General features: G+C 59.5%; 14 protein-coding genes. 11 read left to right on the plus strand and 3 right to left on the minus strand.

Translation table 11 applies throughout. The features are described from left to right. Positions 1-165: 165 nt before the first annotated feature. Positions 166-1569 carry an inorganic phosphate transporter gene (locus ACN19L_RS12285; protein ID WP_426489795.1) on the minus strand — a complete coding sequence of 468 codons (1404 nt, stop codon included), beginning with the start codon at positions 1567-1569 and terminating at the stop codon, positions 166-168. A 378-nt stretch (positions 1570-1947) separates the two neighbouring features. Between ACN19L_RS12285 and ACN19L_RS12290 the strand changes: the two genes are divergently transcribed. Then, positions 1948-3468: a glycine--tRNA ligase gene (locus ACN19L_RS12290; RefSeq protein WP_426489796.1), complete on the plus strand. Its 1521-nt coding sequence runs from the start codon at positions 1948-1950 to the stop codon at positions 3466-3468. Positions 3469-3554: 86 nt separating this feature from the next. On the opposite strand, the gene ACN19L_RS12295 is transcribed toward ACN19L_RS12290, so the two are convergent. Then, positions 3555-3953, minus strand: coding sequence for a hypothetical protein (locus ACN19L_RS12295; RefSeq protein WP_426489797.1), 399 nt, complete (start codon positions 3951-3953; stop codon positions 3555-3557). A gap of 237 nt (positions 3954-4190) precedes the next feature. On the opposite strand from ACN19L_RS12295, the gene ACN19L_RS12300 reads away from it, so the two are divergent. Both ACN19L_RS12300 and ileS read left to right on the plus strand, forming a co-directional pair. Further along, the gene (locus ACN19L_RS12300; protein WP_426489798.1) at positions 4191-6629 is read left to right on the plus strand and encodes an efflux RND transporter permease subunit; all 2439 of its coding nucleotides are present in this window, start codon (positions 4191-4193) and stop codon (positions 6627-6629) included. A 168-nt stretch (positions 6630-6797) separates the two neighbouring features. Continuing rightward, complete coding sequence (gene ileS / locus ACN19L_RS12305) at positions 6798-10286, plus strand: isoleucine--tRNA ligase (RefSeq protein WP_426489799.1); 3489 nt, start codon at positions 6798-6800, stop codon at positions 10284-10286. Between the two features lie 119 nt (positions 10287-10405). On the opposite strand, the gene ACN19L_RS12310 is transcribed toward ileS, so the two are convergent. Continuing rightward, entirely contained in the window at positions 10406-12205 is a 1800-nt protein-coding gene (locus ACN19L_RS12310; protein WP_426489800.1) for a hypothetical protein, read from the minus strand. A 388-nt stretch (positions 12206-12593) separates the two neighbouring features. On the opposite strand from ACN19L_RS12310, the gene ACN19L_RS12315 reads away from it, so the two are divergent. The 8 genes from ACN19L_RS12315 to ACN19L_RS12350 all read left to right on the plus strand — a co-directional run bounded on the left by ACN19L_RS12315 (position 12594) and on the right by ACN19L_RS12350 (position 21602). Next, a complete protein-coding gene (locus tag ACN19L_RS12315) occupies positions 12594-13250 on the plus strand; it encodes a lipoprotein signal peptidase (protein ID WP_426489801.1) in 657 nt (218 codons plus the stop codon). 84 nt (positions 13251-13334) lie between these two features. Then, positions 13335-13709 (plus strand): hypothetical protein, encoded by a 375-nt coding sequence (locus ACN19L_RS12320; protein ID WP_426489802.1) that lies wholly within the window; start codon positions 13335-13337, stop codon positions 13707-13709. Between the two features lie 31 nt (positions 13710-13740). Then, a complete protein-coding gene (locus ACN19L_RS12325) occupies positions 13741-15786 on the plus strand; it encodes an ABC transporter ATP-binding protein (protein WP_426489803.1) in 2046 nt (681 codons plus the stop codon). 167 nt (positions 15787-15953) lie between these two features. Beyond that, entirely contained in the window at positions 15954-16571 is a 618-nt protein-coding gene (locus ACN19L_RS12330) for an ATP-grasp domain-containing protein (RefSeq protein WP_426489804.1), read from the plus strand. 180 nt (positions 16572-16751) lie between these two features. After that, on the plus strand, positions 16752-19289 hold the full coding sequence (gene rnr / locus ACN19L_RS12335; RefSeq protein ID WP_426489805.1) for a ribonuclease R: 2538 nt from the start codon (positions 16752-16754) through the stop codon (positions 19287-19289). Between the two features lie 241 nt (positions 19290-19530). After that, positions 19531-20502 (plus strand): polyprenyl synthetase family protein, encoded by a 972-nt coding sequence (locus tag ACN19L_RS12340; RefSeq protein WP_426493583.1) that lies wholly within the window; start codon positions 19531-19533, stop codon positions 20500-20502. Positions 20503-20580: 78 nt separating this feature from the next. Further along, on the plus strand, positions 20581-21210 hold the full coding sequence (locus ACN19L_RS12345) for a rhomboid family intramembrane serine protease (protein ID WP_426489806.1): 630 nt from the start codon (positions 20581-20583) through the stop codon (positions 21208-21210). A gap of 113 nt (positions 21211-21323) precedes the next feature. Beyond that, positions 21324-21602, plus strand: coding sequence for a PLD nuclease N-terminal domain-containing protein (locus tag ACN19L_RS12350; RefSeq protein ID WP_426489807.1), 279 nt, complete (start codon positions 21324-21326; stop codon positions 21600-21602). The last annotated feature ends 43 nt before the right edge of the window (positions 21603-21645 follow it).

The following is a 21645-nucleotide window of genomic DNA, read 5'->3' on the forward strand; positions in this document are numbered from 1 at the left end:
TGGTGTTGATAAGTGGATAAAGCGCTAAGTATCGGGAGTTTTCAACAGACTTTGCCAAAAACAAGCCCGCTGCTAGCTACACTAGCACCCCGCTGAAAATCAACCTGTCAACAAAAAAGCCGCCCCAAAACCGGGGCGGCTTTTTTGTGCGTTTTCAAGAACGGCTTACGAGGGCATGATGCTGCGGAACAGCAGGAACAGCACGCCAGCCAGCACCATCGTCACGGGCAGGGTGAGTACCCAGGCCAGGGCAATGTTGCGTACCATCTGAGGGTTCAGGTTTTTGATGCCCCGGTTGGCCACCATGGAACCCGCAATGGCCGACGACAGCACGTGCGTAGTGGACGAGGGCAGACCATAGCCGGTGGAAGCCCCAATCATGGCGGCGGCTACCAGCTCCGACGAGGCACCCTGCGCGTAGGTCAGGTGCTCTTTACCAATTCGCTCCCCGATGGTTTTCACGATGCGCTGCCAGCCCACCATCGTGCCAATGCCCAGCGACAACGCCACCATCAGCGACACTTCCCAGGGGGCGTAGTCGGTGAAGCGACGCATATCGGTCAGGCTGTCTTCGTACACCTTGCGGTCGGAGGAGCTCATGGGTACTTTGTCGCTGGCCGTGAATTTCTTCACGCGGCTGTTAAGCAACAGAATAGCCTTGCGGATTTCGAAGCGGGCTTGCTCGGGCAGTTGCTTCACGTCGGTTTTACCCAGAAAAATGGCGTCCAGCGCGTTGGTCTGGTTGCGCATCTCAGCCAGTAGCTGCCGGTCGGCGGCCCCCAACTCATTCGGATTCACTTTATTCATTACCTGCTCCACGCGGGCTAGTGAGTCGCGCACGTCAAGGGGGTTGAGCTTGGCATTGAGGGCAAAATGCACGGGCACAATGCCAATGAGAATCAGCATAATCAAACCCACGCCCTTCTGCCCGTCGTTAGAGCCGTGAAAATAGCTGACCAGCGTACAGGTAGCAATCAGGATCAGGCGAATCCAGATGGGTGGGGGCTTGCGCTTGTGCGGCTCCTTGAAGATGGTTTTGCTTTTGACAAAGCGCCGCAGCAAAAACATGAGCACGATGGTGAGCGAGAAGCCGAATAGCGGCCCAATGAGTAGGGCCAGGCCCGTTTCGCCGGCTTTGCTCCAGTTGACGGCCGCGGCCGCGGGGCTCAGCAGCGAGAAGGCAATGCCTACGCCCAGGATGGAGCCAATGAGTGCGTGCGACGAGGAGGCCGGAATACCGTAGTACCAGGTGCCCACGTTCCAGATGATGGCCGCCACAATGAGGGCACCCACCATGGCAATGCCGTGGTACACGTTCTGATCCACGAGGCTTTCCACCGGCAGCAGGTACACAATGCCCATGGCCACGCTGATACCGCCGGCAATTACGCCCACGAAATTCCAGAATGCCGACCATATCACCGCCACCCAGGGCCGCAGCGAGTTGGTGTAAATCACCGTGGCCACTGCGTTGGCCGTGTCGTGGAAGCCGTTTACAAATTCAAACGCGCAGGCGGCTAGCAGACAGGCAACCAGCAGCAGCAGCACATGAGGCTCTAAGCCAAACATAAGGGGGGGATTGGTGAAGATTCAGTTTTCGGCAACCAAAGGTACTGCCGCCCAAAGGGGGCGCAAGATTATGAAATTGTTACCGCACTGCCCCGAGGGCCGGCGAGTTGAGCCGCTAAACGCAGGAACCGGCAGCAGGTTCAAGCTCCTGCGGAGAAGGTCAGTAAATTACTGAAAAGCAGCAGTTCATATGCCTTTCTGAGGACCAGGCTAGCACGGTAGTAAATGCTTTGGCTACTTTTGCCATTATTAAGTATTGAGACGGGAGTAGTGAGTACCTAGTATGAACTGCCATCTGGAGTGCGAGAGAAGGGCCGCTTGTCTGCCTTCCGGCACCTACTACTCACTACTCATTACCTACTACTCACGACTGATAGCATGAGCAAACCCGCGCAACCCGCCGCCAATACCACTGAAGGCACCCTGGCCGAAATTGTGTCGCACGCCAAGGAATACGGCTTCGTTTTCCCCTCCTCCGAAATCTACGACGGGCTGGCCGCCGTGTACGACTATGGCCCCAACGGCGTGGAGCTGAAAAACAACCTGAAGCAGCTGTGGTGGAAGGCCATGACCCAGCTCAACCAGAACGTGGTGGGCATCGACGCGGCCATCTTCATGCACCCGACCACCTGGAAAGCTTCCGGCCACGTCGACGGCTTCTCCGACCCGCTCATTGACAACCTCGACAGCAAGAAGCGCTACCGCGCCGACGTGCTGGTGGAGGACAAAGCCGCCGAATACGAAAAGGCCGGCGAGCAGGAGCGCGCCGACGCGCTGCTGGCCACCCTGGGCCGCCTGCTGACGGATAATGACCTGCCGGCCGTGAAGCAGCTCATTATCGACGAGAAAATTCTCTGCCCCATCAGCAAAACCAGCAACTGGACCGATGTGCGCCAGTTTAACCTGATGTTCTCCACGCAGATGGGAGCGGTGGCCGAGGGCTCCAGCGAAATCTACCTGCGCCCCGAAACGGCCCAGGGTATTTTCGTGAACTTCCTGAACGTGCAGAAGTCGGCCCGCGCCAAGGTGCCGTTCGGTATTGCCCAGATTGGTAAGGCCTTCCGCAACGAGATTGTGGCCCGGCAGTTCATCTTCCGGATGCGGGAGTTTGAGCAGATGGAAATGCAGTTCTTCGTGCGCCCTGGCACCGAGGGCGAGTGGTACGAGCACTGGAAAGCCACCCGCCGCCGCTGGCATGAGGTAATGGGCCTGCCCGCCGACAAGCTCCGCTTCCACGACCACGAGAAGCTGGCCCACTACGCCAAGGCCGCCGTGGATATTGAGTACGAATTCCCCTTCGGCTTCAAGGAAATCGAGGGTATCCACTCCCGCTCCGACTTCGACCTGACCCAGCACCAGCAGTACAGCCGCAAAAAGCAGAACTACTTCGACAACGACCTCAACCCCGAAACCGGTAAGCCCTACGGCAACTACGTGCCCTACGTGGTGGAAACCTCGGTAGGGGCCGACCGCCTGTTCCTGGCCACGCTCTGCCAGGCGTATCAGGAGGAAACCATTGTGGAAGGCGAAGGCGAGGAGCAGAAAACCAAAACTCGCAAGCTGCTGCGCCTGCACCCGGCTGTGGCCCCGGTGAAGGCCGCCATTTTCCCGCTGGTGAAAAAGGACGGTCTGCCCGAGAAAGCCACCGAAATCTACAACAGCCTGCGTCACGACTTCCGGCTGGTAGTGGAGGAGAAGGACAGCATTGGCACGCGCTACACCCGCCAGGACCTCATCGGCACGCCCTTCTGCATTGCCGTCGACCACCAGACCCTGGAGGACAATACCGTGACCGTACGCCACCGTGACTCCCGCGAGCAGACGCGCATGCCCATCTCGGAGCTGCGCAGCTACATCGGCGAGGCCGTGAGCCTTTCGCGCATCTTCGAGCAGCTGTAAGGCTGAGCACTGTCCTAAACAATAGAACGGCCGCCGGAGCAATCCGGCGGCCGTTCTATTGTTTAGGACAGTGCGAGAAAAGGCAGTTAATTTTCACTGAGCCACTGGGTGGCGTCGCGGCGGGAGGTGAAGTAGTTGAACTCCACCCGGGACGGAGGTAGGGTAGAAGAGGCCAGGGAATTGCCAATCTGGTACTGGTACTGCCCCTCCGAAACCACAGCGGCAATAAACAACGGGCGGTGGGGCTGATCGGCCAGGGCTTCGGCCAAAGGACCTAGTAGCTCGTCGGCTTCGTCGGTGGGGGGGGCGTTGCGCTTAAGGTCCAGCAGCAGCTTGTCCACATTCTGGGCCAGCATTTCCTCCAGAGCGCGCTGGTAGGCCTGGCCAAACGATACCGACAAGCGGGTGGCGTTGTAGCTCAGGTATAAGGTTTCGGAAACCGGATTGTACGTGAGGGACGCATCCGGGGAAATGTACAAAGTCATGGCAAAAGAAAAAGAACAAGCTGGGCGCGTAATAATTCAATTTTGCGTGCGCGCAACGGCTTGTAATGCGGATGCTTACGTAGAATAAGGCATAAAATGTTCCCTATATTCTGAAGAATAAATGAGTTTTCCAATTGGACTCCTTACATCACCACTACTCTCAGCCGGAGGTTTACCGGCTGATGCTCACTGCTTACCTGCTGGGGGTTGCGTACCTTTGCTGCATTTTACCGGCCTATGTGGAGAAACCTCGCCTTATTCGTCATTAAGAACCGCCGCCTGCTGGTTGGGCTGTTGGCCGTTATAACGGTGTTTATGGCCTGGGAAGCCCGCAAAATCGAAATGACCTACGATTTTGCCCAGGTGGTTTCGCCCGATGACCCGGACATGGTGTACTTCCAGCGCTTCAAGCAGAAGTTTGGGGAGGATGGCAACGTGCTGGTACTGGGCATGCAGGATAGCTCGGTGTACCAGTTGGGCAACTTCAACGAGCTGCGCATGCTCACCGACACCCTGAGCAAGGTGGAGGGCGTGAACGGCATCCTGGGCGTAACGCGCCTGCCCCGGCTGGTAAAGGATACCGCCACCCAAACCCTGCGGGCTGAGCCCATCTTCCGGCGTTTCCCGAGTAGCCAGACGGAGCTGGACTCGCTGATGCGGGTGGTGAACTCCCAGGAGTTCTACAAAGGCCAGCTGATTTCGCCCACTACCGGGGCCACGCTGCTGGCCCTCACCATGGACCCCAAGTACCTGAACTCCAGCCGGCGCGAGGCGGTGATGCAGGAAATCTTGGGCCACGCCGAGCGGTTTCAGCAGAAAACGGGCATCAAGATGCACTACGCCGGCCTGCCCTACGTGCGGGCCACCATGACTACCAAGGTAGCCTCGGAAATGAAGCTGTTTGTGGCCCTCACCATTGTGATGATGGCCCTCACGCTGCTCATGTTCTTCCGCACGTGGTCGGCGGTGGTGTTCCCGCTGCTGATTGTGCTGATTGTAGTTATCTGGTGCATCGGGAGCATGGTGCTGATGGGCTATAAAATCAACCTGCTCACCGGGTTGATTCCGAGCATCATCATCGTTATCGGGATTCCCAACTGTACCTATCTGCTCAGTCGCTACCACTACGACTACCGCAAATCGGGCAACCAGGTGCTGGCTATGGCCCGGGTGGTGCGCAAAATCGGGCTGGTGACGCTCATGAACAACACCACCACGGCCATTGGCTTCGTGGTGTTCTGCTTCACCAACATTGCCATTCTGTTCCAGTTTGGAGCGGTGGCCACCATCAATATTTTCGTGGCCTTTGCGGTGTCGTTTATTTTGATGCCCATTGTGTTCACCATTCTGCCCCCGCCCACGCCCAAGCAGCTGGAACACCTGGAAGCCAAGCCGCTGATGAAGCTGCTGGAGTTCTTTGATTACGTGGTGCTGGAACGGCGGCGCACGGTGTACCTCACGGCCCTGGCGCTGGTGGTGCTGGCCTCGTTTGGGGTAGCCAAGGTGCGCTCCGTAAGCTACATGGTGGATGATCTGCCCAAAGATTCCTCGGTAAACTCCGACCTCAAGTTTTTCGAGCAGCACTTCAATGGCGTAATGCCGCTGGAGCTGGTGGTGGATACGGGCAAGGATAAAGGCTTGCTGAAGCTCAAAAACCTGGAGCGCATTGACCGCCTCGAAAACTTCCTGCGCACCCAACCCGTGCTGACGGCCCCGGTGAGCGTGGTAACGGCGCTGAAAGCTTCTACCCAAGCCTTCTACAACGGTAGCCCCGAGTTTTACCGCTTGCCCGATAACTCCGAGAAAAACTACATCTTCAGTTACCTGGCCCGTTCCCAGAATGCCAAAGGCAGCGAAGGGGCCCTGACCAGCAAGCTGCTCCGCTCCTTCACCGACAGCACCATGCGGGAGGCCCGGATTTCGCTGAAAATTGCGGACATCGGCTCCCACAACCTTGATACCCTGCTCAACAACCGTATCCAGCCCGAAATCGACCGGATTTTCAAGGGTACGGGCATGGAAGTGAAGAAGACGGGTACCACCATCATCTTCACCAAAGGCAACGAGTACCTGATTGGTACGCTCAAATCCAGCCTGCTGCACGCGTTTCTGCTGGTGGGTGTAGTCGTGCTGATTCTGTTCCGTAGCATCCGGGCGGTGTTCTTTACGCTGCTGCCCAACTTCTTCACACTGCTGCTCACGGGCGGGATTATGGGCTACTTCGGTATTCCGCTCAAGCCCAGCACGGCCCTCATTTTCAGCATTGCGCTGGGTATCGACGGCGACAACTCCATTCACCTGCTGGCCAAGTTCCGGCAGGAAATGGCTGCCAACGGCCGCCGTGTGAAGGCCGCCATCAGCACTACCCTCAGCGAGGCCGGCACCAGCATGATTTACACCAGCATTGTGCTGTTTCTGGGCTTTTCGGTGTTTGCCTTCTCGGAGTTTGGCGGTACCAAGGCGCTGGGCCTGCTCATGTCGGCTAGCCTGCTGATTACCAACTTCTCCAACCTGATTCTGCTGCCCTGCCTGCTCGTTACCTTCGAGCACGGCAAGGACGAGGACGTTATCGACCAGACCGGTATCCGGCACTACGACGACAACTACCACGAGGAAGACGACGACCTGGAACTGAACCTTAACCGGATGCAGGTGCAGCCGAAAGGCCTTGCGTAGTCGCCTCACCCCCTGGCCCCCTCTCCGAAAAGGAGAGGGGGAACTAGCTTAAAAATTTAAAAATCTAGTTCTACTAGCTCTGTTGCATCTAGCTCTAGTCCCCCCTCTCCCTTTGGAGAGGGGGCTAGGGGGTGAGGCGACCAGGGTTAGAAAAGACCCTCCCCACAAATGAACTACCCCGAATTCAAGCAGCCGCTCAACTACGGCCAGGTTGGTACTGATATCCTGGCGTGGTGGAAACAAAACGGCATTTTTGAGAAAAGCGTGAGCACCCGCGAGGGGCAGCCCACCTTCGTGTTCTACGAGGGCCCGCCCTCGGCCAACGGCGCCCCCGGCATTCACCACGTGATGGCCCGGACGGTGAAGGACATCTTCTGCCGCTACCAGACGCTGCTGGGCAAGCAGGTGAACCGCAAAGGCGGCTGGGATACCCACGGCCTGCCCATTGAGCTGCAGGTAGAAAAGGAGCTGGGCATCACGAAGGAGGATATCGGCAAGAAAATCAGCATTGAGGAGTACAACCAGCGCTGCCGCGAAACCGTGATGCGCTTCAAAGCCCAGTGGGACGACCTCACCGAGAAAATGGGCTACTGGGTGGACCTCGACGACCCTTACATCACCTTCGAGCCCGAGTACATCGAGAGCTGCTGGGCGCTGCTCAAGAAGCTCTACGACAAGGGCCTGCTCTACAAAGGCTACACCATCCAGCCCTACTCGCCGGCGGCCGGTACCGGTTTGTCGTCGCACGAGCTGAACCAGCCCGGCACCTACCGGGACGTAAAGGACACGACCATCGTGGCCCAGTTCAAGGTGCAGCGCGATGAGGCGTCGGAAAAGCTGTTTTCAAGCATCAAATACGAACTGCCGGAGAACTGGCATACGCTTGATGCGCCTGCTACAGAAAATGCGGGTGAAGTAGCTCGTGAGCAAATCGAGCAAAGCACGGAAGTGTTCATCTTGGCCTGGACAACGACGCCTTGGACGTTACCGGCTAACACTGCATTGGCAGTAGGGAAGAACATTCCTTACGTGCTGGTTTCTACCTTCAACCCATATACCGGTAAGCCAATTCATGTTGTGTTGGCTGAAGCTCTGGTGGGTAAGTACTTTGCCAAAAAGAATGAAGTAACCTCTTGGCAGGGACATTCTTCTTCAGCGGCTAAAGAACAGCCGTGGTTTGTTCAGGCGCGCTTCACCGGAGCTGACCTCGTGGGTATCCGTTACGAGCGGCTGTTTGGGCAGGACAAGGGCTATCCGGCGTTTGAGGGCGAGGAAAACGCCTTCCGCGTCATCAACGGCGACTTCGTAACCACCGAAGACGGTACCGGCATCGTGCACATTTCGCCCACGTTTGGCGCCGACGACTTCCGGGCCGCGCAGCTGGCCGGCGTGCCCGCCCTGCTGGTAGCCGACGACGAAGGCAAACTGGGCCCGGTGGTGGACCGCACCGGCCGCTACGTAGCTCAGATGGGCGAATTTGGCGGCCGCTGGGTGAAAAACTACGACGGCCACGACCAGAGCGGGGCCGACTACAAAACCCTCGACGAAAGCATTGCCATCCGCATGAAAGGCGACGGCACGGCCTTCAAAGTGGAGAAGTACGAGCACACCTACCCGCACTGCTGGCGCACCGACAAGCCCGTGCTGTACTACCCCCTCGACTCCTGGTTTATCAAAACCACGGCGGTGAAGGACCGGCTCATCGAGCTCAATAAAACCATCAACTGGCAGCCCGAAAGCACCGGCACCGGCCGCTTCGGCAACTGGCTGGAAAACCTGGTGGACTGGAACCTGAGCCGCTCGCGCTATTGGGGTACCCCGCTGCCCATCTGGCGCACCCAGGACGGCTCAGAGGAAATCTGCATCGGCTCGATTGCCCAACTGAGCGCCGAAATCGACAAGGCCGTGGCCGCGCAGGTGATGACGCACAACCCCATTGCCAGCGGGGAAATGACCGATTTGCACCGGCCCTACGTGGACGATGTGTTCCTGGTGAGCCCCAGCGGCCAGCCCATGTACCGCGAAACGGACCTCATCGACGTGTGGTTTGACAGCGGCGCCATGCCCTACGCCCAGTGGCACTACCCGATTGAAAACGAGGGGCAGTTCCAGAAGAATTTCCCCGCCGATTTCATTGCCGAAGGCGTGGACCAGACCCGCGGCTGGTTCTTCACCCTGCACGCGCTGGCCGTGATGCTGGAGGACTCAGTGGCCTACAAGAACGTGATGGCCAACGGATTGGTGTTGGATAAGAACGGCAACAAGATGAGCAAGCGCCTCGGCAACGCCATCGACCCGTTCCAGACCATCAGCCAGTACGGCCCCGACGCCACGCGCTGGTACATGATTGCCAACGCCCAGCCCTGGGACAACCTCAAATTCGACCTCAACGGCATCACGGAGGTGCAGCGCCGCTTCTTCGGCACGCTGTTCAACACCTACTCGTTCTACGCCCTCTACGCCAACCTCGACGGCTTCCAGGCCCGCGAGTTCGACCGGGTGCCCTACGCCGAGCTGAGCGAGCTGGACCGCTGGATTCTGAGCAAGCTGCAGTCGTTGATTCAGGAAGTGCGCGGCTATTATGATGGGTACGACCCCACCAAAGCCGCCCGCGCCATCCAGGATTTCGTCACCGACCAGCTTTCCAACTGGCACGTGCGCCTTTCGCGCCGTCGTTTCTGGAAGGGCGAGCTGACCCAGGACAAGAAAGCCGCCTACGAAACCCTGCAGGAATGCCTGGTGGTAGTGGCCCAGCTGATGGCTCCCATTGCGCCCTTCTTCGCCGAGTGGCTGTACCAGAATATGACCGGTGGTATGCGCGCCGAAGCCATCGAGGGTAACACCCCTCTAGCCGCCGAATCGGTGCACCTCACCTTGCTGGTGGAGGCCGACGAAGCCCGCATTGACAAGGCGCTGGAAGAGCGCATGGAACTGGCCCAGCGGATTTCTTCGCTCACCCACTCGCTCCGCAAAAAATCGGTGCTGAAGGTGCGTCAGCCGTTGCAGCGCATTCTGGTGCCGGTGTTCAACGACACCACCCGCGAGCAGGTGGGCAAGGTGGAAGACCTGATTTGCGCCGAGGTGAACGTGAAGCACGTGGAGTTCCTCGACGATACCAGTGGCGTGCTGGTGAAGTCGGTGAAGCCCAATTTCAAGCGTCTGGGCCAGCAGTACGGGGCCAAGCTGAAAGCCGTGGGCGCCCGCATCCAGCAGATGAGCGCCGAGGAAATCAGCACCCTCGAAAAAACCGGTCAGCTGGCCGTGGAAATCGACGGCGAAGCCTACACCCTGGCCCCCGACGACGTGGAAATCCGCACCCAGGACCTGCCCGGTTGGCTGGTGGCCACCGACGGCCCCCTCACCGTGGCCCTCGACGTGACCCTGACCGACGAGCTGCGCCAGGAAGGCGTGGCCCGCGAGCTGGTGAACCGCCTCCAGAACCTGCGCAAAGACAGCGGCCTGGAAGTGCAGGATAAGGTGCGCGTGACGCTGCAGCAGCAGCCCGAGCTGGCAGCCGCCGTGCAGTCGTTCGGCAGCTACATTCGGGAGGAAGTGCAGGCCCTGAGCCTGGATTTCGCCCCGGAAATCAGCGGCGGCGCGGTACTGGAATTCGACGAGTATTCGGTGCCGGTGCAGCTGGAAGTAGCCAACAAATAAGCTCCTTCAAGCGTAAAAAAAGGCCGCGAAACAGATGTTTCGCGGCCTTTCTTTTTATCGTCATGCAGAGGCGCAGCCGAAGCATCTCGCTCGGCTGATGTTGCAATGCCATCTAGGCATCAGCACGCGAGATGCTTCGCTGCGCCTCTGCATGACGTTCGGTTTTCAGTTGAAGAAGGTTTACGGCACCACCAATTCCTGCCGTACTTCGGCCAGCGACTTCTCTGCCAGTACGCGGTACACGTAGCGGCCCGGTGCCAGGCGTAGGGCAGAAAGTCATCCGTCGCCCGGATTTCGTGCACCAGGATGGGAGCCACGTCTTCGCGCACGGCCAGCTCGGATTGTAGATACAACTGTACCAACCGGCGCCCGGTGACGGGAATGGGACGGTACGGCCGCAAATCCAGGGAGGTGGTACGGATTTCGCGGGCCTCAGCGTAGGGCAGGGGCAGCTGCTGCAGCATGAGGTTATTACGCACCACGAGTTCCGCTTCCGGGTAAAACGGGCGACGCTGCCCACGTTGCACCCGGTATATCACCTCGGCCGTGCCGGGGGCCGTAGCCGGCAGCTGGTTGAGCGGCTCGTTGGATAAGCGGGACTGGTTGATGCGCAGTATCGGCCAGCCCGTAAGCTCCGTAAACCGCTCCGGCATTGGTTTCGACACCTGTTGCCCTCTCATCCTCAACTGGCTATTCAGCGAATTACCACCGTAAATCAATACCCGGGCCTGCGCGTCCTGCCGCAAAGCAGCCTGAAGCGCCGCCGCCTGGGCCTGGTTTCTATCGGCCAGCCCGTTGTACGTGTTGTAGGCAATCAGCATGAAACCCAACTGCCGGGCCGTGCGCACCAGGTTGGCGTAAGTGGCTTCCCGGGTTTCCACACCCGCCCATAGCGGCAGCGGAATCTGCCTGCTGGCCGCCGAATCCGTTAATGCCTCCAGGGCCAGGTAGCGGTACCCCTGCTGATACAGGCCCGGCAGCAGCGCCGCGGCCAGGGCCCGGTGCTGGGGCTGCGTAGGCGACTCATCGAGCAGTACGGCACGCACCGACGCCGTGCGGCGCAGAATTTCCGGTACGGCCGCCACGCTTACCAGCGTATCCGAAGCCGCCCGGCGCGGCCGGGCGCGGCTTTCCGAAGCAGCCGGGGCCGGTAACCGCACGTTTTCCAGCTGCTGGAAGTACGCCACCGAATCGGTGTTACCGGCCAGGGCGTGGTATTGTAGCAGCGTGTACCGCAGGGTGCCGTCCAACGACGGGTCGGCGGGGGAGTGGCGGCTCTGGGCCAATGCCACCAACGGCGCCAGATAGTCGCCGTTCGGGCGGCTTTCAAAAGCACTGCTGGCCAGGCGGGCGGGGGCCACCGTGCGCGGCCAGCGCCCCGCCTGCACCGATGGAAACGTGAACGTGACAAACTCGGCATCCATTTCCCGGCTGCGGCTTAGAACAGAAGCCGTCGGCTCTGTTTTGGCGTCGTCGGTGGCCAGCAGATACAGCCAGCCTTCCTGATCGGGTAGCGGGGCGGCGTATTCCATCCGCAAATCGGGCGAGGTAGCGGTAGTGCGCTGGTACCGGCCCAGGCCCGTTTCCTGAAAGCCGGCCTCCTTCCAGTCGGGGTTGCCAGCCAGCCGCAAAGCCCGCAGCTGATACGTTGGCTCGATGGTCGTACGGCCCGTGAACAGCACAGCCGCCTGCTTGCGCGGCACGGCTAGCTGCTGCAAGGTGGCCTGGGTAGCGGCATCGGGCTGGTTGCGCGGCTTCAGGTTTAGGGTATAGTCGCCGTTGAGCAGCAGGCTGGTGTTGAGCTGCTGGTTGTAGAAGGTGATGGTGGTAGTACTGCGCTGCTCGTTGGCGCGGGTAAGCGGGTGGGGCGTGGCGCAACCGCCCAATAACGCAACCGACAACAAGCTGCAACCGGCCATGTGCCGAAGCCGGGAAGGGTATAGTAACATAACAGACACGGTAGAAAGGGATACTGCTGGTAAGATAGAGGAAAGCGGGTTAGGGTATTCAGCCCGCCCGCAAAAGCCCGGCAATTCTGCGGAAGCAGCCAGATGGCGGTACCTTTGGCGAAAACCAGCCGCAGAGAGGTATTAGCACAAAGCCGTACAAACCGGCGGGTGATAAGCTCAAACCGGCACAAAATCCCACTTGCATCATGTACTATGCGGACCAAGTGTCTGCGGGGCCAGATGCAGCATAGTCAAAAAATCTTCGTCAATTTGTGCTTTGAGAGGGTAGAGGTGCCCGTGCTGACACGCTGTCAGGCCGGAGTCTCGCTTCTCACCGCTTGCCTCTCACTTCTATCGAATGAAATACTGGAAATACTACCTGGTGGCCCTGCTGGTCATCGTCATTGATCAGCTCTCCAAATGGGCCGTGCATCGCTACATGCCCATGGGAATGCCTGGGGAAATTCCGCTGCTGGGCGACTGGTTTAAGCTGCATTACACGCTTAACCCGGGCATGGCCTTCGGGGTAGAACTGCCGCCGCCCTACGGTAAAATTCTGCTTACCAGCTTCCGGCTGGTAGCCGTGGCGGGCATTGCCTACTACATTTACCGGCTTTGGAAGCAGCGTGCTCCCAACGGCCTGCTGGTGTGCATTGCCATGATTCTGGGTGGGGCCCTGGGCAACGTCATCGACTCCATTTTCTACGGCATCCTCTACAATAACGCACCCTATGGCTCGCCCACGCCTTGGTTTCACGGGCAGGTGATTGACATGCTGTACGTGGATATCTACGAGGGTATTCTGCCGGCTTCCTGGCCGCTGGTGGGCGGTTCGCACGTCTCGCTCTGGCCTATCTTCAACATTGCCGATTCGGCTATTTTTGTGGGCGTGGCGCTGATTCTCTTGTTTCAGAGCCGTTTCTTCGCGCATCATGAGCAGGCGCACCCGCTAGCGGCTGATGATGTAGCCGCCGCCCAGGCCCGCCGCGACGCGGAAGCTTCGGAAGTAGCGTAAAAAGTCGGCTCTGTGAGTTGACAACGGCCCGCCGGAGCAATCCGGCGGGCCGTTTTTGTATCTTGGCTAAATAAGACTGTCTTTATGATTATCAAACAGAAGCGAATTTACCGCGTCGATTTGCAAGCTCATCCTCAGGTGTTGTATCTGTTTGGTGACAACGAGGAACGGCGTGGTCTGGGTGGCCAAGCAATAGAAATGCGCGGTGAGCCTAATGCGGTTGGGGTTCGCACGAAACGTCGTCCACGCTTGAAAGAAGCTGATTTCTGGACCGATAATACCTTGTCCGAGAACTGTCGGATGATTGAAGAGGACTTGGCTCCAGTTCGGCGGCACTTAGCGGCTGGTAGTACTGTTGTTGTGCCCGAAGATGGAATTGGAACCGGTTTGGCGCAGTTGCAGGAGCGCGCCCCGCTAACTTTCGCTTTTCTTCAGCAGGCTTTACAGCAGCTGGGATAAGCTTTTCTCTGTGTCTGAATCATCCTTTCTCGTGCCCCAGCCAATTCTCTCCGTCCGCAACCTCACCATTGATTTTCATTCGCATCGTGGCACTACGCGGGCCGTGCAGGATATTTCCTTTGAGCTGCACCGGGGCGAGACACTGGCCATTGTGGGCGAATCGGGCTCTGGTAAATCGGTTACCTCCCTAGCCCTGATGGGGCTGATTCCGCTGCCGCCCGGCCAGATTGTGAGCGGCGAAACCCGGTTTCAGAGCGAGACGCTGGGGGAGGTGGATCTGCTGACGCTCTCGGACCAACAGCTGCAGCGGGTACGGGGTAACGACATCAGCATGATTTTTCAGGAGCCAATGACCTCCCTGAACCCGGTGTACACCTGCGGCAGTCAGGTAGTGGAGGCCCTGCGCCTGCACACCACGCTCACGGAAAAAGAGGCCGAGGTCCGCACCATTGAGCTGTTCACGATGGCCCAGCTGCCCCGGCCCGAAAAGATATTCAAGAGCTACCCCCACGAAATCAGCGGGGGCCAGAAGCAGCGCGTGATGATTGCCATGGCTATGGCCTGTAACCCCGCCATCCTTATTGCTGATGAGCCCACCACCGCCCTCGATGTAACGGTGCAGGCTCAGGTGCTGCGCCTGATGGACGGTCTGCGCCGGCAGCACCAGACGGCCGTCATCTTCATCACCCACGACCTGGGGGTGGTGGCCGAAATTGCCGACCGGGTGCTGGTAATGTACCGGGGCCGGGTAGTGGAGCAGGGGCTGGTGCTGGATATTTTCACCAATCCGCAGCACCCCTACACCAAGGGCTTGCTGGCCTGCCGCCCAAAACTTTCCATCGGGCAAAAAAAACTTCCCGTGGTGGCTGATTTCATGCGTGAAACGGTTGAAGGAGGCTTTATCAGCACTGAAACTGCCGCTGCGCAAGTGGCTGACGCTGTTGCAGGTGAAAGCAACGCTTTAACCTCTCAAAACAGCGCTGAAACCGCCAAAACGTTCCCCGTGGAACATGGCGTTTCACGGCCCGTGAAACCAGAATTTGGCTTGGAATCGGCTCCTGGGCTAGAGTCAGGCCAGCCAATGATGTTTGCGGCCGCCGCGCCGGAAGCACCGGAGTCTACGTACTTGGCCGATATGGTACGGCGCCAAGCAGTAGCTGCGGCCCCCTCCGTAGCCCAGGGTTTGAACTCTGGAACGCCCACACCAGCCGCGCCGACAACGAATAACCCACAACCCACAACCCACAACGCCCAGCCCATTCTCCGCGTCGAGAACCTCAACGTGCACTTTCCCATCCGCAAGGGTTTTTTTAACCGGACCAAGGAATTCGTGCGGGCCGTGGATGGGGTGAGCTTCGATATTTACCCCGGCGAAACGGTGGGGCTGGTAGGGGAGTCGGGCTGCGGCAAAACTACCTTGGGCCGGACGCTGCTGCGGCTGGTGGAGCCGACTTCGGGTAGCATTCTGTTCGAGGGGGTGGACCTGGCCACGCTGCCCGCCGAGGAGCTGCGCCGTAAGCGCCGGGAGTTTCAGATGGTATTTCAGGACCCCTACGCCGCCCTCAACCCCATGATGACCGTGGGCGAGGCCATTCTGGAGCCCATGCGCGTGCACGGTGTGGGTGGCAGCCGGCAGCAGCAGAAGGACCGGGTGCTGGAACTACTGCGCACCGTGGGCCTGCGGGAGGAACACTACCTGCGCTACCCGCACGAGTTCAGCGGGGGGCAGCGTCAGCGCATCTGCATTGCCCGGGCCCTGGCCCTGCAGCCCAAGTGCATCATCTGCGACGAGTCCGTATCAGCCCTCGACGTATCGGTGCAGGCCCAGGTGCTCAATCTGCTCAACGACCTTAAGCGCGAGTTCGGCATCACCTACCTGTTCATTACCCACGACCTCTCGGTGGCCCGCTTCATGAGCGACCGGCTGCTGGTGATGCGCCAGGGGAAAATCGTGGAAAGTGGCCCCGCCGCCGACATCTACGCCAACCCCCAACACGAGTACACCCGCCAGCTGCTGGCCGCCATTCCCAAGGATACTCCCGCTGATATCCGCGCTGCCGTAGCCAGCCGGGCGTAGTAGAACGTCATAAGGTGTGCATCCGCTTCGCCAACCAAACCATGCACCTTATCTACCCCTCACTGCCTTACGAAGTGCGTACTGTGGACCCGCTATGGGAACCGGAGTACGCCTGGGCGCGGGAGCAGGGGTGGAGCGTAAGTTTGTACGACAGCGAAACCCCACGCATGTGGTTGACGGCTGCAACAGCAGAGCCCGCTATTTATCGAGGCTGGATGCTATCCGCTGAGGAATATGAGCTGCTGGCAACACGGATAGCTTTGCGAGTATCAACGGTCAGCTATCTGGCGTCACATCAGGCTTCGGGTTGGTACGATATTATTCAACCCTTCACCTTCCCCAGTATCTTTGGTACGGTCGCCACGGTGCCCGACTTTTCAGCCGGGCAGCGCTATTTTGTGAAAGGACTGGTGAAGTCGTTTGGCAACGACTCCGTGGTGGCTTCGCAGGAGCAGTGGATGCGACTATGCCGGGTGCATGAACTATTGCCAACGGAGCCGCTGTTCATACGGCAGTTCACCCCACTGCAAGCCGGTTCCGAGCGGCGCTTCTTTGTGGTGGATGGCGTGGCCTACGGCGCAGCCGGCATCCTGCTACCCGATGAGCTGCGGCCGGTACTTGCGCTGCTACAGCCTCGCCTGTTCTATAGCCTGGATGTTGCCCTTACCAGCGCAGGCCAGCCGCTGATAGTGGAAGTGGGCGACGGACAGGTTTCAGACCTGAAGGAATGGGGACTGGCCGAATTTGGCAGCATAGTGCTGACAGCTTTAGTCCGCATAACGTAAGCATAACTGCCTATTTCATTCCCGGAATAGTTATTCCGCACTATATTCCGTATCATCTCTCCGAAGCCCGAAGCCGGGCTGGATTACTTACCTCCGGGAAACCTCGTAGTAGTACTAGTTTCCCACTTACTCAACCCCGCCGCCTGCGAAAACGACACCTTCTGGCGGCTCCTTTTCTACATGAAAGAAAAAGACGAACCCGCCGCCCCCCGCGCCTCCCGCGCGAAGGCAGCCCGCAACGAAGCCGTTGCGCCCTCCATTTCCCAGGACCTGGTGTTTCGCATCTTCCGCGACAACCCCGGTAAGGTCCTCTCTTACCGCCAGCTTTCCCGCCGCCTGGGCGTAACCACCAAAGAGCAGCGCGAGGATATCTTCACCCACCTGAAAAGCCTCAAGCAAAAAGGCCTGCTTAGCCTGCTCCAGAACGACGAGTATCGTCTTACTGACCCTGGCGCTGCTTATGCGGCTACGGAGCCCGCCAGCGGCCGCAAAACGCGCCGCAACGAGCGGGAACCCTTTGCTGCTACCAACCGCCGCGCCGGCCGTCCCGTGGAAACGGAATTCGGCCAGGACCCCGTGGTACACCGCCGCCGCGAGGCTGGCTTCGACTTCCCCAACTCCGACGACCCCTCCACGCCCCACCGCCGCCACCGCCCCGAGGGCGGAGGCGAGGTAATCACTGGCACCGTGGCCCTGGCTACTGCCTCCTACGCCTTCGTGATTTCGGAGGAAAGCGAGCAGGATGTGCGCGTGTTCACCGACCGCCTGAAGTTTGCCCTGCACGGCGACACGGTGCGCCTGCGCCTGCGCGGCTCCCGCGACGGCAAGCCCGTGGGCGACGTGCTGGAGGTAACCAACCGGGTGCGCCCCGAGCTGGTGGGCCGCCTCTACATGCAGGGCCCGGTAGGCTTCGTGAAGCCTGACAACCGCAAGGTGTACTTTGAGGTGATGGTGCCCGAGGAGCAGCTGCACGGGGCCCAGCACGGCGACAAGGTGCTGGTACAGATTACCGAGTTTCCGGATGGCGACACTGGCCACCTGCCGGTGGGCGAGGTGAAGCGCAGCTTCGGCAAGGCCGGCCAGAACGAAGCCGAAATTAACGCCATCATGGCCGAGTTTGGTTTGCCGTTTGAGTTCCCCGCCGAGGTGGAGGAGGAGTCGGAAAGCATTCCGCTGGAAATCCCGCAAAGCGAGATTGAGCGCCGCCGCGACTTCCGCCACATCACCACCTTTACCATCGACCCCGCCGACGCCAAGGACTTCGACGACGCCCTCAGCATCCAAAAGCTCGACAACGGCCACTGGGAAATTGGGGTGCACATTGCCGACGTGACCCACTACGTGCGCCCCGGTATGGCCCTGGAGAAAGAGGCCCGCTACCGCGCCACCTCCGTGTACCTCGTGGACCGTGTGATTCCCATGCTGCCCGAGCGCCTCAGCAACGGCCTCTGCTCCCTGCGCCCCAACGAAGACAAGCTGACTTTCTCGGCCGTGTTTGAGCTGGATGAGAAGGGCAAGCTGTACAGCTCCTGGTTCGGCAAAACCATCATCCATTCCGACCGGCGCTTCGCCTACGAGGAAGCGCAGGAGCGCATCGAAGGGCTGGACTCCGACTACACGCAGGAGATTCAATTGATGAACTCCATTGCCAAAAAGCTCTGTGCGCAGCGCTTCAAGCAGGGCGCCATCAGCTTCGAAACCCAGGAGGTGAAGTTCAAGCTGGACGCCGACGGCAAGCCGCTGGGCGTGTACGTGAAGGAGCGCAAGGATGCCCACAAGATGATTGAGGAGTTCATGCTACTGGCCAACCGCAAGGTGGCCGAGTTCGTGTACAAGCTCAAGCCCCGCAAGCCGCGCCTGACGATGGTGTACCGCGTGCACGATGCCCCCGACGAGGACCGCCTGCAGAACTTCGCCCTGTTTGCCCAGAAGTTCGGTCACCAGCTCGACCTCTCCAACCCCAAGAAGCTGAGCAGTGAGCTGAACGATTTGAGCAGCGAGGTAGTGGGCCGCCCGGAGCAGAACGTCATCCAGACGCTGGCCATCCGGACCATGGCCAAGGCTACCTACACCACCGACCCGCGCGGGCACTTCGGCCTGGCCTTCGAGCACTACTCACACTTCACCTCGCCCATCCGCCGCTACCCCGATATGATGGCCCACCGCCTGCTGGAGCACTACCTAGAGGGCGGCAAAAACATGGAGGTGGAGCCCATTGAGGAAGAGTGCAAGCACTCCTCGGAGCGCGAGAAGCTGGCCGCCAATGCCGAGCGCGCCAGCATCAAGTACAAGCAGGTGGAGTTCCTGCAGGACCGCCTCGGCGACCAGTTTACGGGCGTGGTATCGGGCCTGACGGAGTGGGGCCTGTACGTGGAAATCGAGGAGAACAAGTGCGAAGGCATGGTGCGCATTGCCGACATCCCCGGCGACTACTACGAGCTGGACAAGGACAACTACCGCCTCGTGGGTAAGAACTCCAAGCGCATCATCCAGTTCGGCGACGAACTGCAGGTGGTGGTGAAATCGGCCAACCTGCTGGACCGCACCATTGACTTCGAGCTGGTGGACAACCGCCCCGATTCGGTGAAACGCCGGGAGCAGGAGGAGCGCGCCGCCAGCCGGGAAACCCGCCGCGGCTACCGCCCCGAGAAGAGCAGCAAAGGCGGCCGCCCCGGTGGCGGTGGTAAAGCCAGCGGAGGCGGCAAGCGCCGCCGGTAACTCCCGTCATTGGAAGGCGGAGCCGAGGCAATCCGTCCTTCTCCGAACACAAAATTCTGACCTACGCTAAAGCCCCCAGTGCACTCCGCACCGGGGGCTTTTTGCCGATGCGCGACATGCTCAGGATGATGGGCCGTTATGGTCGTAGTCACTGCCGAGACCTCGCCGATGACACAGGCGCCTACATCTCCTTCCCCCAACCTACCGTACCTTGCCTGCCTCAACCTTGACCCCGCCATTCGTGGACCTTTCGTACTTCACTACCAAGCTTACTGCCGGCCTTTCCGGCCTCTCCTACGGCGAGCAGCCCACCACCCTCTACGAGCCCATCCGCTACATCATGGCCCTGGGTGGAAAGCGCATCCGACCCCTGCTTACCCTGCTCGGGGCCCACCTCTTCACCGACGACCTGGACGTCGTAGTGAAGCCCGCCCTGGCCACCGAAGTCTTCCACAACTTCACCCTGCTCCACGACGACCTGATGGACCAGGCCCCCCTGCGCCGGGGCCAGGCCACCGTGCACGAAAAGTGGAACCCTAATGTGGCCATTCTCTCTGGCGACGTGATGCTGGTGCGGGCCTACGAACTGTTCCTGGATGTGCCCCCGCACCTGCTGGCCCACGTGCTGCGCCGCTTCTCCCAGACCGCCGCCGAGGTGTGCGAAGGCCAGCAGTGGGATATGAATTTCGAAACCGAGTCCACTGTCAGCATCGAACAGTACCTGGATATGATTCGGCTGAAGACGGCCGTGCTGCTGGGCTTTGCCCTGGAGCTGGGTGCCCTGCTGGCCGGCGCTTCCCGCGAGGATGCCGACCACCTGCGCCAGTTCGGGGTGGGCATCGGGGTGGCCTTCCAGCTGCGCGACGACCTGCTGGACGTGTACGGCGACGCCGCCACCTTCGGCAAACGCGTAGGGGGCGACATTCTGAGCGACAAAAAAACCTACCTCCTGCTCACGGCCCAGGCCCAGGCCAACGACGCGCAACGCGCCACCCTGGCCCGCCATATCGGCCAGCCCGTGCCCGATGCCGAAGCCAAGGTGCAGGCCGTGCGCGCCATCTACGACGAGCTCGAAATCCGGCCTCAGACAGAAGAACTCATCAACCACTACTTCCTCGATGCCCTGCAGCATCTGGAGCGCGTGGCGGCCCCTGAAAAGCGCAAACAGCCCCTGCACCAGCTGGCCCTGCAGCTATTGGAACGAGAGCAATAACATACCCCGCCGGAAACGTTGGCCGGCTCCCTGGCCGTCCGGTTACAACGTTTCCGGTTTCTTTTCACCTCACTTCATATGCAACTCTCTCCTTCCATTCTGCTGGCATTGCTTACCGTCGGCATTTCTCTCTATGCTTGGTTTAACCCCGCGCTGCTCGATAGCTGGGTGCTGGACCCCTACCGCGTGAAGCGCCGGAACGACTGGTACCGCTTCCTCACCTCCGGCTTCCTGCACGCCGATTTCGGCCACCTGCTGTTCAATATGATTGCCTTCTACTCTTTCAGCCAGACGGTGGAGTACGTGTTCGGGCAACTGTTCAGCCCCACTACGGCCGTGCTGTATTTCCTGCTGCTGTACCTGGGGGGCATTGTGGTGTCGGACATCCCCACTTACCTGCGCCACCGCGACGACCCCAACTACCGCAGCCTCGGGGCCTCGGGTGGGGTGTCGTCGGTTATCTTTTCTGCCATTCTGTTCAACCCGCTGGGTGGAATGCGCATCTTCCCTATTCCCCTAGAAATCCCCGGCTTCATCTTTGGCTTCCTGTACCTGGCGTACTCCTACTACATGGGCCGCCGCCGGGGCGACAACATCAACCACGATGCCCACTTTTACGGGGCTCTCTATGGCATAGTACTCACCTTCATTCTGGTACCCCGAGTGGGCACTATTTTCTGGTCTCAAATTCAGGAATATATTAGCTAACTATTTGATTTTCAGATATATAAATAGTACAAATGACGTATTTATATATCTATTTCAGGCAGTATAGCGTAGAGTAGGCTGTAAACTCTCTCAACCAAACCGCACCCTGCACCATGAGTAAGCTCCTCCCTCCGCTGAACCGCATTCCTGCCTATGCTTTATTGCTTTCCGTTGCGTTTATGCCGTTACTGACGGCGTGCGGCAGCGGCCGCCGTGCCGACGGCTCATTGACAATTGCAGGTGTTTTTTATCTGATTTTGGCCGTTGCTGCTTTCTTAAGTCTGATTAAGCAGGACTGGTCAATTGGCAAGAAAATCATCTGGGGTTTGATTATTTGGTTCTTCCCGTTTGGTGGGTCCATCATTTACTTCCTTTTCTCCGGACGTAAATAGGTTCAAGCAACATCACTATTCACAAAAAGCCCCGATACCTCAC

The sequence above is a fragment of the Hymenobacter sp. 102 genome, from assembly GCF_049949205.1.
In the GTDB taxonomy this organism is placed as follows: Bacteria; Bacteroidota; Bacteroidia; order Cytophagales; family Hymenobacteraceae; genus Hymenobacter.

What these genes read in the sequence shown, in the direction of transcription:
- ACN19L_RS12320 (WP_426489802.1), top strand. Translation starts at nt 13,335, where the DNA reads ATGATTATCAAACAGAAGCGAATTTACCGCGTCGATTTGCAAGCTCAT.
- ACN19L_RS12310 (WP_426489800.1), bottom strand. Translation starts at nt 12,205, where the DNA reads ATGGCCGGTTGCAGCTTGTTGTCGGTTGCGTTATTGGGCGGTTGCGCC.
- ACN19L_RS12285 (WP_426489795.1), bottom strand. Translation starts at nt 1,569, where the DNA reads ATGTTTGGCTTAGAGCCTCATGTGCTGCTGCTGCTGGTTGCCTGTCTG.
- ACN19L_RS12295 (WP_426489797.1), bottom strand. Translation starts at nt 3,953, where the DNA reads ATGACTTTGTACATTTCCCCGGATGCGTCCCTCACGTACAATCCGGTT.
- rnr (WP_426489805.1), top strand. Translation starts at nt 16,752, where the DNA reads ATGAAAGAAAAAGACGAACCCGCCGCCCCCCGCGCCTCCCGCGCGAAG.
- ACN19L_RS12350 (WP_426489807.1), top strand. Translation starts at nt 21,324, where the DNA reads ATGAGTAAGCTCCTCCCTCCGCTGAACCGCATTCCTGCCTATGCTTTA.
- ACN19L_RS12300 (WP_426489798.1), top strand. Translation starts at nt 4,191, where the DNA reads ATGTGGAGAAACCTCGCCTTATTCGTCATTAAGAACCGCCGCCTGCTG.
- ACN19L_RS12315 (WP_426489801.1), top strand. Translation starts at nt 12,594, where the DNA reads ATGAAATACTGGAAATACTACCTGGTGGCCCTGCTGGTCATCGTCATT.
- ACN19L_RS12330 (WP_426489804.1), top strand. Translation starts at nt 15,954, where the DNA reads ATGTGGTTGACGGCTGCAACAGCAGAGCCCGCTATTTATCGAGGCTGG.
- ileS (WP_426489799.1), top strand. Translation starts at nt 6,798, where the DNA reads ATGAACTACCCCGAATTCAAGCAGCCGCTCAACTACGGCCAGGTTGGT.
- ACN19L_RS12345 (WP_426489806.1), top strand. Translation starts at nt 20,581, where the DNA reads ATGCAACTCTCTCCTTCCATTCTGCTGGCATTGCTTACCGTCGGCATT.
- ACN19L_RS12290 (WP_426489796.1), top strand. Translation starts at nt 1,948, where the DNA reads ATGAGCAAACCCGCGCAACCCGCCGCCAATACCACTGAAGGCACCCTG.